This window comes from Nitrososphaera sp. (assembly GCA_039938515.1).
Lineage (GTDB): Archaea > Thermoproteota > Nitrososphaeria > Nitrososphaerales > Nitrososphaeraceae > Nitrososphaera.
Window position 1 is genome coordinate 154637 of record JBDUUL010000001.1, and the last position, 16389, is coordinate 171025.

Consider the following 16389-nt stretch of genomic DNA (forward strand, 5'->3'; position numbering starts at 1 on the left):
AGATTGTGGCATAGAATCTTCGAGCACCTCGTTTAGCTGAGCAACTCTGTCCTTGCTCCTAACGTTGTCCTTGAACTTGGACTTTATCATGTGAAATACCGTTTCGCAATTGGAACGCTGATGATAGTGTTTCATGAACTCTTCTTGGTTTAACATAAAATAATGGTACATCTTGCGCCAGGCTTGAGAACCATTGGCGTTCTGTACCGCGTTCTTTTTGAATGGAATGAAAGGTGTGGCACCTAAGGAGTCTACAAAGCGATAGTTGGCTCTGCTCGAATATGCCATATCTTCCAGTACTTCTAAAACGTCAAAGCTCGGCCGTTTTCTCTAAGTGTCAAACAACTATTTAATCAACTGGCGCCAGATTTCAAATTACCGGCTATTCCTGACGTATATTGTTTTATAACACCTTGCAGGCTGCTGGACTAATTTGTCAGCGTTAGGTAGGATACCCTCCAGCCGAGGTTCTAAGCTTCGCCTTGTTTCAATTACCTGTATGGCGGTTCTGCTTCTTGCTGTGTTATTGCCTACCTTGAGCCACTCCAACTTACCTCGCGCCTCTGCTCTCGTTCTGACTCCAAGTGTTAATCGGCCAAGCAGCAGTTCTTTGAGCTCTGTACAATTCAATTCAATTGATTCGATGACGCACGGTACTGCAAGTCCGACTCACATCATAATTTTACAGGATTCGCAATCGTGCAGTATTATTAGTGGCAATTGGAGTGAAACGGGCAATCTGTGCAATCTTACCGAGCCATCTGCGATTAATTCAACGACAGAGATTGATGTGATAAATGGTGTAACGCTGCAGACTAGTATTTCTGACACTATTGGTCAGCTAAATAACACTGGCAAAATTGTAGTTTTAAAAGGAGGCATTTTGAACAACTTTGGGCTTGACCATCTTTACAATTATGGAAATATTACTATTGAACATGGGGGTGCTTTGTATAATTATGGTTCCACGATAATCAACACAAACGGAGCCTTTGTACAAAATGGAGGCGAAATTGAGAATCAAGGCGGAACAATACTCAATGATGCGGCTTCATCTTTTACGATAACTGCTGGAGGTGATTTGTACTTCAACAGAGGAAGCAGCTTCAGTAATTTTGGAATACTGGTCGATAATGGAAGCTGGGAGGTTACGGGTGGGATTTATAATAATGCTACGGGCGAGATAATCAACAATGCCGTCTTGTCGTTGGATGGCGAATTTGGAGCGCCAGACATACATTTTACAAATTATGGACAGGTTCTGAATAGCGCCGGCGCAAATCTCACATTGTACAATGGAGCAGGCTTGGCAAACTATGGGCTAGTTTCAAACGCTGGAAATCTTGCGTATTTCGGCGGGACCGTTGCAAATCAGCCGTCCGGTGTGATAAACAACCTCATCACCGGGCTTGTTGACCCAAGTTTCTTAAATAATTCCGGAATAATTAACAACTATGGTAGTTTTGAATCTTCAACAAGTGCATCAGTCACAAACGCTGGCACTATTACCGATTTCTGCAATGCAGTATTTAACACCAATCCGCCGAATACGTATTCTGGCACTCCAATAGTAACTATACCGTGTTCCGCCTTCCCAATCACTTGGATGTCAGACACTACTGCATCAGGTGGCACGTCAGTCTACGCCAAAAAGCAAATGAGCACAGAATTTGTCAGTATTACGTCAGCATTGAAAGGCCGGCAGATAGACTCTATGTCTCTTCAACTTGATAGGGTCGGTCACCCAACGGGTGCTGTCCAAGTCGGCGTTTTTGCACCTGACTTGTCTCTTAAGCAGCTCTTCGGTTCAATTGATGCTTCAAGCCTGAGCACTACGTATACAAATTATGCCTTCCAGCTCCCGAATAACCAGCTATACACAATCCAGTCCGGCGATTATATCGGCGTAAAGTTTGCAGGCGGCGATTCTTCAAACTATGTGATGGTCATGCGTGACTGGTCGAATAAATTTGACGGCACGAACTCGTTCAGGGCATGGTACAATACTACATGGTGGAATTATCTGGGCGACGACCTTGACATGGTGCTCAAACAAACACATCCTGTCCTCAAAGCGCCTGAAGCAATATCAATAACTTCAACGAGCAACCTCTCTCCAAGATGGGGCGTTGACACCGTGTCAATATCTGGCACAACCACCAACAGCGTCAGCAGCGACTCGGTGTCTGTTAATTGGGGCGATGGCTCAACTACATCGGGCATTGCAATATCTTCAGGTACTTGGACTTCGCCCACACATACCTATTCTGCTTCAGCAGTTGGTAGCAGGACAATTGCAGCAACGTTGGGCAATAGTAGTATGTCCGTCAAGGCGACTAGCAATTCCGTTTCAGTCACTGTTCAAAGACACGCCACATCCGCCTCCCTTGTTCTTTCCTCGACAACTATTCCAGCAGGCAGTACCATAACAGCGTCAGGAATCTTGGTTGACAGCGATGCGGCAAATGCCAAGATTTCTGGAAGCTCGATCACATTTACAGGCACTGGTGCAGTAAACCTCGCTAGCACGATAACAAATGGTACTGGTGGCTACTCGTCTGCTGGACCTTCTCCTAATACGGTTGCGAACGGCTGGACGGTACAAGCACACTATGCAGGCAATGCAAGTTATGCTCCAACAGACAGCCCGGCTGTAAGTTATACCACAAGCGCCATTGGCTTGTCGTACCCAATTACACAAATGTCTGACACCACTGCTTCAGGTGGCACTTCGGTTTATTCTGCAAAGCAGGCAGATATGGAGCTCGTTACCAACACGTCTGCTCTCGTAGGCAAGCCGATTGACTTGATAACGATGCGCATGGCAAAATCTGGAAGTCCAACTGGAATACTACAGGTAGGTGTATTTTCAAAGAATTTGGCGGTCAAGACGTTGTTCGGGACTCTGAATGCTTCTGCGATTACAGGCACTTACAGCAATTACACCTTCCAGCTCTCAAATAACCAATTATACACAATTCAATCAGGTGACTACATCGGAGTAAAGTACACCGGCGGTAACTCTTTGAACTATATTCTCGTGATGCGCGACTGGCTAAACAAATTTGATGGTACAAACTCATTCAGATCTTGGTATAACACCACGTGGTGGAATTATACTGGAGATGATCTGTATATGACTCTGAAACAGACGCATCCAGCATCGCTTTATCCCTTAACTGTCATGGACGATCAGGCTGCATCTGGAACAACGCCTGTATACTTTGGACACCATTTGGATGCAGAATCCTTTACAGGTGCTTCAGTTGCGGTTAACAAAAAGATAGACACCATTACGCTGCAGCTTGCTAAAACAGGTAATGTGCAGGGGCCTGTGGCCATAGGAATATTCCATCGGAATTTATCCACTTACAAGGCGTATTACAACGGCACATGGAATTACAACTCACAACCAAATGCCCTAATTGACCTGAGCATGGTCTTGGAAAATTCGCAGTTGCGGTCATCGCACGAGTCAGTTGTGATGTATGAACCAACGTCATATCAACCCGTATCCGTGTACTCTGCAAAGTCAGTAGAGGCGGAATATATCACAAATACGTCCTCTATTGTCAACAAGCAAATTGACACCATTACGCTGCAGCTTTCAAAGGTGAACAATCCTACCGGAACATTTCAAATCGGGGTATTCAATCCAGACACCTCTGTAAAGCAGCTATTCGGCACCATGAATGCGTCGGCGCTGACGTCGACATCAACAAGTTATCCTTTTCAGCTTCCCAGCAAACTGTTGTACACGATACAATCCGGGGACTATATTGGAATTAGATTTACGGGCGGTGATGCCAGCAACTACATCTTGGTAATGACGGATTTTGAGCATAGAGACGGAAAAGACCTGCAGCTCTTCGGATCCATAGACACCTCAGAGCTGACCTCCACTCCAACCAAGTATTCATTTCAACTACCCAACAATGCACTATATACAATTCAGGCAGGGGATTGGATAGGCGTCAAGTACAATGGCGGCGACGCTAGCAATTACATATCTGTCATGAGAGATGCGACAAACAAATTCGATGGAACTAATGCTGAGAGGGTGATATACGGTCTCCAGTATATAGTCTACATGCAAGGTGATGACTTGACAATGACCCTGCAGCAAACCCACGGCTAAGACTTCCTTTCTTTTTATTATTGGAGCATGCAGGTCGACCATTCATCAAATTTCTCGAAATTATAGGTGACTTAGGGCGTCAAAAATTGTGCAAAGCGGGCACTATGCATTAACCAGAAATGAGGATGGTATACGATACTGCAGGCACTAGGTCTTGATTGCTCTCGCTATTTGAGAGATAGACCATCAGAGTATATGCCCCACGCCCTTTTTCCGCCTCTGCAGCACCCATGTTAAACTTGACGCTAAATGTCGAGCCGTCATCGCTCCAGTTAGATGCCTCAATGATGGGATGGCTCAAGTCTTGTTGGTATTCGTAGCCCGGCGGTGCCGGCTTGACCACTGAGCGCAACTGCTCCCCGCCGTCGTACGATGTTCTCTTGGCATTAGCAAGGTAAACATCGTGAGTAGGAAACGGGTCATAGTTTACGGTTATAGCCTTGATTGAATAGCCTGATGCTACTGGCAGATACTTGCCAGTTAATGAAATTGAATTGCCATTTGTTGTAATTGGCATGCTCAGCGAGACATAGTCGTTTTCAAAATTCTGCACCATAACTACTCCAAGATTGTTGTGAGCAATGCCAATGCTCACGCTTGTATGGTGTGCATCAAGAATGTTGTTCCTGTGTCCATTGTTACAGCACTGAAGATCGCCATTTACCATTCCATCCTCCTCGTTGCTAACTGCAGTCTGGACGTCAGTGGCACTCAATGGAATTGACTGAGCGGCTGAAAAGCAACAAGTCAGTGCGACATTCTGTTCGACATAATCTTTGCCGCCATACCTAGTAAATGACATGTACGGTTTTTCTCCGCTGGTCATCCAATGTGAAATTTGCATTGTGCTGGCAATGTCTTCCGCCTGAGCTTGTGCAGCACCATTAGTGCTCAAGGTCACGGGCGCAAGACCTGCACTTGCCCTGTCTTTATTGATTAGGTCCAGCGCAGTTTGCTTCAATACGTCAAGGGAAGGCGGCTGGGATGCGGGAGGAGTGGGAGTCACAGGTGCAGCATATGAAAATATCTGAACCTGCTCAATGTCCGTTTCATTTCCTGCTTTGACTTCAAGCTGGTAGGTGTTGCCGGCGTCAATTGACTTGATTTTTCCTATGTTCAATACGTAAACTAGTCTCGTGCTGCTGGGCTCAATTGAAATCGAGCCCTGCTGCAGGTGGACATCGCCTGAGCCAAGTTGCAAGCCGTATGAGGGAGCAAAGTCAGGCTGCAGGACGGTATTTGATGCGGCTACGCAACCGCTGCATGAATACCAGTCGGTAGACGGTGAGTCAATACCGCGCAGCGATATTGACTTTATCTCTGCTGCCATGTTCCCAGTGTTAGTAATCACGATTGCTCCAGTCGCAGATCCATTAGATGCAGCCCAAGCGCTAGCCTCCGTGACTCTTATGAAAATGTATTTTTGGACAGGCGGAGCCACTTCGGGCTGCGGCGTTATTTCGGCTGGCTGAGAATTGAGAGGCGGGCTTGGCGCAGTGCCTTGGTCACTTGAAACAGATGTCGAAGCGACGTTTCCAATTCGGGCTGGAATCGATGCAAGCCTGTCTAGCGAGGGCAAAGTGTGACCAGTTACAAAGTACATCGAGGTACCAACCACTGCGACAAAAGCTACTATGACAGTACCTACGGTACCAACACCACGGCGATTATAGAACAGAAACGCTCAGATAGGTAATTTTTCGCAGTCATGTTAGCTTGTGTACGACTTTTCGGCGCACACAAAGGAATCGCCTGTAATCCTGCTAACTTGGTCTTATACATCGGCAATTAACTATCTTGCAACGAGATCCGACGTGCGTGGTAACTGAGACAACACCTGACAATATTATAGAATCGAAATTAGACGGTAATTGTGTCTTATGAGGAAGGCAAGATCGGAGACGAATCTGGAGAGTGGTTCGAGCGATACGTTCAATCGATCTTCAGATATGCGGGATTCAGGACAGAGCGGCGTAAACGGTTTTTTCACACTGTAAAGCACGAGATTGATGTTTGGGCAGAATCTGAATTTGCCATAGTCGCAGTAGAATGTAAGGACTGGAGCAATTTGCGCCCTGAAAATATCAAAAGCCAGATGGATGGGTTTATTCACAAAGTCAGAGTCCTTAATGCATCTGCTGGCGTTTTTGCCATTAACTTGCCCGGCAGGGAGGTGTATGGCAGACATAGAGAGTACTTAAAAGAAAATGGTCTGACTTTGTGGGACGGAACTGACGTCCAGAAATGGCACGAGGACATGGAGCGGTACAGTCAGGATCGCTATCAAAGAGAACTTTGCGATGCTCTGGGCATTGAAATCTATGCACAAACAAATGCAGAAAAGTCGTTCAAGGTTCTAAAGGCGTTTGGCAAAGCAGCCCTCAAAGGCGCGGTACAGGTTGGCAAGAGCATGCTCGAGGAGGAAAAGCCGCGGAAGCGGAGGCGAACTGCCCGAAGTAGACGGTATTGAGCCCATGGCTGTTCGTTATTGCTGTTCTTGCTGGAGCAATGCCCCCAGACAAATCCCAAATATCTCCACAGCTCCAGACTGCATGATAAAGAAATACCCTTTCTCTCTGCCTTCCTTGTACACCTCTAGGGCATTTTCTGAGCAGCGGTAGAACTGAATTTTGTCAAGCGGAATTGACAGAGGTTTGTTGCCGCTGGTTGGAACAAGGAAAAGCCTCTGATTTGTAATTATCAACACACCTGCGGATGTTTGTACTAGCTGGTTTTCTTTGACAATGTGACCCCGATGAGTGCCTACTCTATATGAAACGCCCTTCATTATGCGAATGCTGACTCCTTGCGATCCGCCTTGGTAGCCTAAACTTACCACTCTATCTTCTCTCAGTACAGCAGCCGAACCATAGTGAACAAGTTCGCCCTTTTTGAAAATAAGAGGTACGTCAAGTTGAAGCTTTGGCACAGGTAGTTGATTGGTTTTCTTTATGTGACTGACATAATAGTATGGCAATACATTTTCCTCATATCCAACGTCATTGCGTGATAGACCAAAACCCTTCTGAATACGGTCTAGCATTAGCATTTGATCTTCGCTGAGCTCCCCACCTTCATTGATTAGGTCTTGGTACAGCTGCAGGTACAATTTTGATAATGGGACTGTGCCGTAAACTCGCAACTTTGCAAGCTCGGTGTCAGCAAGACTCGAGAGAGTGCTTACTGCCTTCATCTTTTGTCGCCATTCAGCATAGTAGGGCTTGCAATCATTGCAAAGCTCGCCCCTATTGAACATGGAAAGATTGGCATTGCACATTTGGCAATTATTGCCCAAAGACAAAGCAACTGCAATTTGGCTTTTAGATAAGTTTTTTCGATGATCTTAACTGAGGCTAAATTCTGAGTTATGCGGTTTTAGTCAGCAACGCCGATATGCATAATACATTGCCTACCGGTAGCTGGCAAGGCGTTTAATGTTCGGCAAAAAGCTGGCATTTGCGATATTTTTGTCAGCCTCGCTTATTGCGCTGCCGCTTGGCACGCTTTCAGCTGCAGCAAATAACAACGCTGCTCACTTTATGGTACTGCGAGGCACTCCCGTTGTGCTGTATGCATCAGTCCAGAATGACAATAATTCTCCGCGGCCGTTTGTAGCAATAATTGAGGTGCTGGATTCTAACGGAGTCGTCGACTCAATTCAGTTAAAAGACGACATTCTATCAGCTAATGACCATAAGACTGTCCAGAGCACATGGCTGGCAGACACAACTGGTAACTATTCAGTGATATCATTTGTAGTTGACAGCCTCAACAAGCCTCGCATACTATCCCAGCCTCAGACCACTTTCGTAAGCGTAGTGGAGATTCCAACGGTTTCCTTGACAATTGACAAGAGTATAGGGAACCAAACCGCCCAGCCGTCACAAGATACTGAGTATCATCCACAGGCTGCTGCCAACAATACGCAGAACAGCCTGAGTGCTGCACACAAACCGTCACTAGACGAGCTTCTGCAATATGCGCTCAAGGCAATCAATCATGATAGGGAAAAGTACGGCTTGTCTGATGTGAGGTTAAGTTCAAACCAAGCGGCTCAGGCTCATGCTCAGGACATGTATAACAATTGGTACCCAACTCACTGGACTTCAGACGGAATGAAGCCATACATGCGATATACGGCCTATGGCGGCAATGGCTATGTGGTCCAAAATGTTGCTGCCGGCCCATCATACGACAATGCCACAATAGCTCAATGCAAGAGTGATCCTTCAGAATGCTATACGGTCGACCCGTACAAGGAGATTGACCATGCAGAATATGCAATGATGTACAATGACTCTGCCTGCTGCGAGGACGGCCACAGAGACAACATACTTGACAAGTACCATACAGATGTTAGCATAGGCATCATCTACGACGACTACTACTTTGCAATAGTGCAGAATTTTGAGAACAACTACATTCAGTATGACAAGCCCATAACTAAGGATAATAGAACGCTCGAGTTTTCGGGGAAGATCTTGTCTAGTACTCCAACCAGTGGAGGCGTACTAGCCGACGTCGAAATTAACTATGATGACGTACCCACTCACGCAGTTTACCTTGCAGACAGGGATCGCACCTCTTATGACGAAGGCACCTTTATCGGCGGAGTAAGCCCCGACAGTTCGTACTACGTTGACGCAAAGACTATTCTGGCGTCAAGGTGGGATGCTACAACTGGCTCAATTGACCTGTCATTTGACCTCTCTCCAATCCTTGACAAGAAGGGCGTCTATACCGTCTATGTTTACCTTGAAGACAGAAATGGTAATCAGTTTCCTGTTACCTCACATTCCATTTTCAACAGCTAGGAAACAGCCATTTCTCAGCGACATCGCCCCGTTGTAGAGCTTTATGGTGTCAGTGGTCTCTGCCTCGTTTGAAAAAATGTGCTTTGATTCTATCGAAGTGATTATCTGATAAGAGAAATTGAAAGTGATGAAAGTTTTTATTGTAACCGAATGTATCGGCAGAGATGCCGTTACCGCTTGAGCTGCGCTCTCTCTTGCTCCCAATTCTAAACGGTATTGAAAGCGGCAAGTGCTTATGCGATAGCTACTCCGACCCAAACAACGGTTGGATTCCTAGGATTATGACTGGCGCTAGGAAGGGCATGGATAATGTCAAACTGATTGTAGTTGGCAAGAATCCCGGTCATCCAGTTAGCGAAGAAGCTATGCTATATCGTCAAGCCTTGTCTACTGCTCAGTCCAAAGAACAACAAAGGGAGCTTCTGTTTGATGCTATGGTTAGCTGGGGGGAGAGATGTCATCTCACATACATTCAGGGCAGAAAGGGCACCTATCACAAACAGTTAATGAGGTTCTTGCGAGACGTGCTAGATACTAACGACAATGAGGAAGTTTTGGATACCGTCTACTTTACTGAGGCAATGAAGTGTTCAACTCCCAATGATTTACAGGCAAGGCTTGAATCAAAGACTGTCCGGCTCTGCATGACTAACTGGTTGGCAAAAGAATTTGCAATCCTCCCCAAAGTCCCTATACTTGCCTTGGGTAGAGAGGCCGACTGTTTCCTGCGCAAGATGTTTCCAGAAATGAATAGCAGAGTCGTCTACTTGTCTCATCCGAGTTGGCCGTTTAAGAATTATGAACTCGCAAAGCAGAATGTCCAATCTCAGCTGAAGCCCATCTAAATCCAAAATATCCAAGCAACTCGAGATTGAGCTTGAGAGGTTTCGTTTCTCCCGCCTGTATCCACTGCCAACCCCCGACCGTTAACAGATTTTCCAACCTCCGTCAAGTTATCAGAACCCTCGATAGTGGTTGTTAAAGTAAATGCGGGGACGATTTGGCTCGAGGTCTTTTTGAACACTCTGTACATTTGCAGGCCATGGCTCTAGTTCTTGCTCGCTGTTCCGAGAAGGATAGAGGAGTCGCTTGCCTAGAATCTTCACGGTGGGGAATATTCAGCCTGTCCGACGGCTGCCTTTGATGTGGAGTATTTTGGGAGTACAAGGCCACTACCCAAGCCTTCGGCCAAAGAAATTGTACATTTTGTTCGTAGGTCTTTATTAGCAAGTCTTAGGCTATCCCGGCCATGACTCGCCAGAAATGCAAGTGTCCTGATTGGGTCTTGCCAAAGGTCGAGGACTTTCTCTTGCTAGGCATAGTCGCAACCTTGGCGGGTTCTGCGATCTATGACCTTTTTGTCCGCAAGCTACTCCCTCTCCAGACAACATGAACCATCCGTGAAAGTACAGGCTGTGACTTTCTGCAACAGCTGTTAGGTGACATGGAGGCTTCTAGCAGGAGAGCTGCTGGGTGCATACAATGCGTCTCCAGCATATCTTGCTGTAATGCTGTAAGTACCGACTGATGTTGGTGCCAAGATATTGCTAACTGAATAGGCTCCCGTAGAAGACGTTACAGCGTTTGGAAGAGCAATCGGCAATGTCGCTGTAAATGATATGGTCTTGCTTGACAACACGGTATTGGTAACGGTATCTCTTAGCACTCCCCTGACATTGTAGTGACCGGTTGCATGGGCTACAGAATTGGGCTGGACTGTCAAAGTCAGAGCTGTAGCGTGTGCAACTGTCCTGTATGTCCTTGTCTGCGAGTTGGCAGAGTTGTACAGAGAATCGCCCACAAATTGTGCCTGAACCGTCCAGCCGTTACTTACGCTGGAAGCTGCAATGCCCACACCTCTCGCAATCCCGGTGGTTGAAGTGGCAGTGTCAGACACCGAAATTACTCCCGTGCCCGTAAAGTGTATCAGTCTTCCGGAGATTACGGAATTAGTATCAAGATCAGTTAGCCTTGCTGGAAATGATGTGGCTCTGCCCCACGGTATGGCATTTCCTATGGAGCCAAGAGCCAGCGCAGTGTTGTGCTTTCTTGTATCAAATGATAGAGCGCTGCTATCAGACGCTGGAGCGCCCGAGTCCCCCTTAAAATGGGCTTGAATAATCCAACCAGAAGCAATCTTGCTTGGAGCAGAGATTACGGCGTTGAAGCCGCCAGTTGAATTGGTAGTTGTTGTTGCAGCATATATGACGTTTACTGCTCCAAAAATAAACGGGTGCATTCCGTCATAGTATGGATAGTAACCAGCCTGATTAAACGTAAAGTTGAAAGATTGACCCGGGTTTAGGATGTCTGACTCAAACCTTCCATTTGAGCTTCTGGTCGTATGGTTCCCTGAAACAACCCAATGCTCTGCAGTGTCGTCATTCGTCCATATTACGCGCTCGCCTGCAGGTATCAGTACATTTGTGGGATTGAAACTTGCACTCCCTATAGACACGGTAAGTGATGGCTGATTAGGAAATGAGCCGTCAAAGCCAATGGTCTTGCCTGCAAGTCCAGTTCCGTTACTGTCGAGAAGTCTTCCGGATACAACCATGTTCACGCCCCATGGCACCGGCGAAGATGGCGACAGCGATTTTATTGACAAAGTAGTCGGATGGCACGTGTTAATGACTGGATTGCCAGTCACGGTTCCAATATTGTCAAAGACTCCGCTACAGTTGTCCTGAATTATTCCCAGATTATTGATGGTTCTGCCGTTGCTAAGTTTGCCCGTATTGCTTATGAGGCTGCCGTTCTGATTGTAAAAAGTACCAGTGTTATTGAAAAGCCCTTGTGCATTATTGTTTATCGTTCCGTAGTTGTAAAATCCCGGAAAGTAATTGATTGCCGTAAATGTACCGTTGTTGTTTATGGTCGCTCCGTTCTCATTGGCGAAATAATAGTCAGTCTCGAAAGAACTGCCATTGAGGTTATCAATAGTGTCATAATTGTAAAGATGGGTTAAACAGCAGGCAAGAATAGTTGACCCCTTCTCATTCAAAATTGTGCCATGATTGTAAATTTCACCGCCATCACACAAAATGCCGTCGCAACCTAAGTAAATGCCACCGAAATTGTCAACTGTTCCGGAATTATTGAGGTACGAATCATCTAATTGCTCGCTGGTTTCATTATCGAAGGCTAAAAAAACGGCAGACCCGGATGGCTTGACTAAGAGGGTAACTCCTGAATCGACCTGCAAAATGCCTCCCAAGTAAAACACAGAGAGAGTGCAGGTACTCGTGCTAGAATTCCATACGGCTCCGATTGCTTCGCAGCCGCCATTTGAGTCTCCGACCTTTAACTCTGCCGAAATGGCTGCTGCCCAAGCGGGACGAGTCGGCACAAAAAGGATGGGCGGTGCAACGAGTGTAAACATACTGACAAAAATCAGAATATGCCTGCGATTTATTCGGGGAGTCAATCTAGCAAACTGACTTTAAGGGTTGCTTATTAGTATACAATATCCGCTCTTGTTGACCTGTTACAGCGTTACTCGGGCATACTCGGTAGCACTGGAATACATTCGCTAACAGTTTGCCAATCTCTGCGGGTAGCCTAACTGACTGGATGCGAATGCAGAGTAATCTGCGACGGTTGCTACGTAACGGTCAGTAATCTCGCAGGGGAGTTACTCGGTGCATATAGTGTTTCTCCGGAATACCTTGCAGTGATGCTGTACGTTCCTGCAGCCGGTGGTGCAACCAGATTTGAAATGGCATATGTTCCAGTCGTGCTTGTTGTAGTGCTTGAAATTACTATTGGCGTTGTTGCTGTAAAGGTAATTGTCCTGCTTGTAAGAATAGTGTTGGTGACACTATCACGTAGTACCCCTCGTACGCTGTAAAGCCCCGTGCCATGTACGACAGATGTCGGCTGGATTGTCAAGGATAGAGAGGTGGCGTGAGTTGTGGTTCTGTACGTCCTTGTGAGCGAGCTGGCAGTATTGTACAGCGAGTCTCCTGTAAATTGAGCTTGCACGGACCATCCAGTACCAATGCTGGATGGAGCAGTACCTGCACCGGTAGCTAATCCGCTGGTTGATGTTGTGGCGTCAGCAGTCGATACAACCCCGCTTCCAAAATAGTGAACCAATCTTCCAGATACAGCGGAACTAGACTTGTCGAGGTCAGTCAGTGTTGCCGGGAATGACGTCGGTCTCCCCCAAGGAACGGAGGTTCGTATAGTACCAAGTGTAAGGGCAGTGTTGTGCTTTCTTGTATCAAACGTCTGAACTTGCCCTGCCGTTCCAGCGTTGGACGAGTCGCCGTCAAAGTGTGCCTGAAGAGTCCAGCTAGTGTTCACAGTATTGGGCGCAGCCAGTGAAATGCTGAAACTGCCTGTTGAAGTAGTGGTAGTTGTTGCGGCATGAGAGACGTGAACCAATCCTTGCATGGTGGGATGCAACTGGCAGTAGTAGGCATAGTCGCCTATTTGGCGGAACGTAAAGCTAAATGAGTTTCCCGGAATCAAAACCTTGGAGTCGAATATGCCGTCAGGTGTACCGGTCGACCCGTTGCCAGAAGTGACTGTATGAATTGCCGCATCTGCGTTAGTCCATACAACGCTGTCTCCTACCCTCGCATTCACAGGGTTTGGCGAGAATGCACTGCTTCCGAGGTTTTGTGCATTTTGGACGATAGAGACGTTTATCGTGTTGGAAGTAAACATACTTCCATCAAACCAGATTGTTCGTGAGGCAAGCCCTATTCCGTTGCTATCGAAAAGGCTGCCCGATGAAACAAGCGTGCTGCCCCAAGGAACAGGCGACGTTGGTGTTATCGGATTCGTTGTAATTCTTGCACCCCGAACTGTAATGATGGCAGTGCTAGTACTTACCGGTGACTCCGAATGGTCATGATAAGTAAATTGCAATTGATCGCCCGCTCTTAGACCATGCAGTGCAATTGGCACGTAGGCTTGGTTAAATGTAGACATGTTTAGGTTAGGACCGTTAAAGATACCCGTGTTGGGCCCGGTCTCTACAAAAACCATGCTGAGAGGCTGCGATGCAAAGCTGACCGGAGTTCCTGCGACAAGCAATGTTAGTGATGCCAAGCTGCCAAAACTCTGGGAGGGCATGAACTGCCCAATGTTCTCGGCTCCGGAGTTTGCAGTTGAAAATGCAACTACAAAGCTGTCCGCAACATCAGGATTTGTGTTTAGGTCGTTATCTGAAATTGTGAGATGGAATTGACCATTAATTCCCACTGTCGCGGCAGACGAAGTTAAGGTTCCGGCAGTGTGTGAGACAGTTGTTATCAGTCTAAAGATCTTGCCGTGAATGTCCGGGCTACCTTGAGGGTCGGTGTATGTTATTACTACATTGTTGTTAGCAGCCAGCGTAGTTGCATTGATGAAGATGCCTGTCGGACCAAGCGAAGGGTTATTGTTGACAAAAGAATCGCCTAAGGTTAGTTGAATCGGAATTTTATTATCTGTTAGGTTTGGAACAAAAATTCCAGAGTTTGCTCCTGTTTCTACCATTGGCACTGACGCAAAGTAGCCGGTGGATATTGGGCCCTTTCCAAGTGTATTAATGGTAATATTGACAAGGCTATTGAAAGAGTCTATTGATTTCGTGCTGATGTTTCTGTCAGGGTCTGTAATTTGTAGCGCAATTCCGTTTGGAATGCTCACGGGATTGTTAAGTGCCAATACGCCATCAGAGTTTTGCAATGTGATTGTCTGACTTGAAGTAACTGACGGGTTTGGTATTATTGCATTGTACGGTGCAGTGGCACTCGCTGGAACGTTAGAATAGACGTCAAAGTCATGCAATGTCAATACAGAAGTACTTGGGAATAATGCGCCCCTCAGGGTTCCGCCATTTGTCGGATTGACCACGCCCAAGTTGGCGCTGGTCACATTCAAAGCAAGGTCAAACGACCCGGAATTCTGCCCCTCTTCCACAAACAGAGCTCCTGTTAGGTTAAGCGTCCCACCAGTTGCGGTAACTATTGAGGGTGTGGCAGCAAAGCTATCAACAGAGGTCGGATCTATGTTGGCATCTTGGTCGTTAAGTGTTAGAATAACTCTGTTGCCGTCACCTGCTGATGATCTGTCTACTGATGCAATCACATTGGATTTCGAAAATTGCACCACACTTGTTTGTCCGCCGTAAGTAATTGTGATCGTGTCGCCGTCTCTGAGCGGTGCAGAGCTTGCGCTCAGCGGGAAGGAATATTCAGCTGGAATGCTTCCAAAACCAGCGGCCGCTTCAGTGGTGCTGCTGATGACTGGGTTTTGGCTAATTCTCACCATAATTGGTGAGCCTGCTGTGAATGACGGACTTGCTGGTTTGAATGGGCTGTTTGAAGTGGTCAGATAGAACTCGAATGTGCCTGATGTTCCAATGATTGGAACTGTAATGTCTTGCTCAAAGAGAGATGTTGAACCGCGCTTTACTGCTACGTGTGGTACGACTGAATCCGTAGCTGTATTTTTTGAAGTGTCCGTAATCAGGACTCTCTCCAAAGCAGGGCCATAGAACTGGCTGCTGCTAGTGGTGATTGTTACCGGACTGTGCGGAATGCATGGATTGCTAAGTATGGTGCCGGTGTTGTACTGGTTCTCATTTCCAAAGTCATTGACCGTGCCAGTTCCAGAAATTGTGCCTGCAGGATATGAGTTTCCGAAAAGCATGACGCATGGATGGGAAATGTCAGACGGATATCCCGCTTGACTATAGAAAGGATAGAAATAGTCGGAGCCGCCGCAGCTTGAAGAGAAGCATGATTCCTCCGTCTTCAATTTCATTTGACTAAATCCTTGATTATAGACACCAATGCCCGAAACGTAACTTTCCGGCCCAATCCCGTTTAGGGTAGGAGAATTTATTATCAGACTAGAGGGAAAGTTAGGGCTGCCATTTGGCCAGTCTGCCTTGTATGATAGTCCGTCATGGTCTGCATCTCCGCCGTTTTCACACGTGAGATAAAGCTGGAAGCAGGATGAATCATCATTATCTTGGTCGCCTGCTGAACCTAATTCTGTATGCCCTATTTCGAATGCTAAATTTACGTTGACCGATTCTGCAGTCCATGGTACGTAGTTTCCGGCAGCGGCCGTATTAAACTCAGGATGAAAATCGTAACTGCTTGCTACACAAGTTGACGGATTCGTGTGCATAAATCCACTTAACCCGCTAGTGGTAACAGTCGCCGCTACTGCGGTATTTTTGTCTAGAATTGTAATTTGCAGACCTGATGTAGTATCCTTCATTGTGATGAGTAATTGATCTCCGGGCTGCATTAGCATTGGATTAACCGAGTTAGCAGGCGTGAAATATTGGCCGGTAAATGGTTCGTAACAATTCGAATTCTCAGTAAAGCTATCAATAGTAGCTGCTGCCTCCCAACCGGCTGCCGGATTAAAGCTAGAGCGATTCGATGGGACAAAGGCACCACCGGGTGGATAGAACTGCAGTTCAAG

At 46.6% G+C, this 16389-nt stretch carries 9 protein-coding genes; 5 read left to right on the forward strand and 4 right to left on the reverse strand.

Annotated elements, in window-relative coordinates; translation table 11 throughout:
• The first annotated feature begins 883 nt into the window (after nt 1-883).
• The gene (locus ABI361_00945) at nt 884-4138 is read left to right on the forward strand and encodes a hypothetical protein (protein ID MEO9319217.1); all 3255 of its coding nucleotides are present in this window, start codon (nt 884-886) and stop codon (nt 4136-4138) included.
• Nucleotides 4139-4247: 109 nt separating this feature from the next.
• Here ABI361_00945 and ABI361_00950 read toward each other — a convergent pair whose 3' ends face one another.
• The gene (locus ABI361_00950) at nt 4248-5756 is read right to left on the reverse strand and encodes a CAP domain-containing protein (protein MEO9319218.1); all 1509 of its coding nucleotides are present in this window, start codon (nt 5754-5756) and stop codon (nt 4248-4250) included.
• 255 nt (nt 5757-6011) lie between these two features.
• Here ABI361_00950 and ABI361_00955 point away from each other — a divergent pair, with 255 nt between their 5' ends.
• Nucleotides 6012-6608 carry a restriction endonuclease gene (locus ABI361_00955; protein MEO9319219.1) on the forward strand — a complete coding sequence of 199 codons (597 nt, stop codon included), beginning with the start codon at nt 6012-6014 and terminating at the stop codon, nt 6606-6608.
• Nucleotides 6609-6623: 15 nt separating this feature from the next.
• Here the strand turns inward: ABI361_00955 and ABI361_00960 are convergent, their stop codons facing one another.
• Nucleotides 6624-7331: a hypothetical protein gene (locus ABI361_00960; GenBank protein MEO9319220.1), complete on the reverse strand. Its 708-nt coding sequence runs from the start codon at nt 7329-7331 to the stop codon at nt 6624-6626.
• Nucleotides 7332-7572: 241 nt separating this feature from the next.
• Between ABI361_00960 and ABI361_00965 the strand changes: the two genes are divergently transcribed.
• The 3 genes from ABI361_00965 to ABI361_00975 all read left to right on the forward strand — a co-directional run bounded on the left by ABI361_00965 (nt 7573) and on the right by ABI361_00975 (nt 10345).
• Nucleotides 7573-8952, forward strand: a complete 1380-nt coding sequence (locus tag ABI361_00965) for a CAP domain-containing protein (protein MEO9319221.1) — start codon at nt 7573-7575, stop codon at nt 8950-8952.
• Nucleotides 8953-9116: 164 nt separating this feature from the next.
• Nucleotides 9117-9797, forward strand: a complete 681-nt coding sequence (locus ABI361_00970) for a uracil-DNA glycosylase family protein (protein MEO9319222.1) — start codon at nt 9117-9119, stop codon at nt 9795-9797.
• Between the two features lie 404 nt (nt 9798-10201).
• Entirely contained in the window at nt 10202-10345 is a 144-nt protein-coding gene (locus ABI361_00975; GenBank protein MEO9319223.1) for a hypothetical protein, read from the forward strand.
• 42 nt (nt 10346-10387) lie between these two features.
• Here ABI361_00975 and ABI361_00980 read toward each other — a convergent pair whose 3' ends face one another.
• Together ABI361_00980 and ABI361_00985 are read right to left on the reverse strand one after the other, a co-directional pair.
• Nucleotides 10388-12334 carry a plastocyanin/azurin family copper-binding protein gene (locus ABI361_00980; GenBank protein MEO9319224.1) on the reverse strand — a complete coding sequence of 649 codons (1947 nt, stop codon included), beginning with the start codon at nt 12332-12334 and terminating at the stop codon, nt 10388-10390.
• 221 nt (nt 12335-12555) lie between these two features.
• Nucleotides 12556-15708 carry a plastocyanin/azurin family copper-binding protein gene (locus ABI361_00985; GenBank protein ID MEO9319225.1) on the reverse strand — a complete coding sequence of 1051 codons (3153 nt, stop codon included), beginning with the start codon at nt 15706-15708 and terminating at the stop codon, nt 12556-12558.
• Nucleotides 15709-16389: the final 681 nt, after the last annotated feature.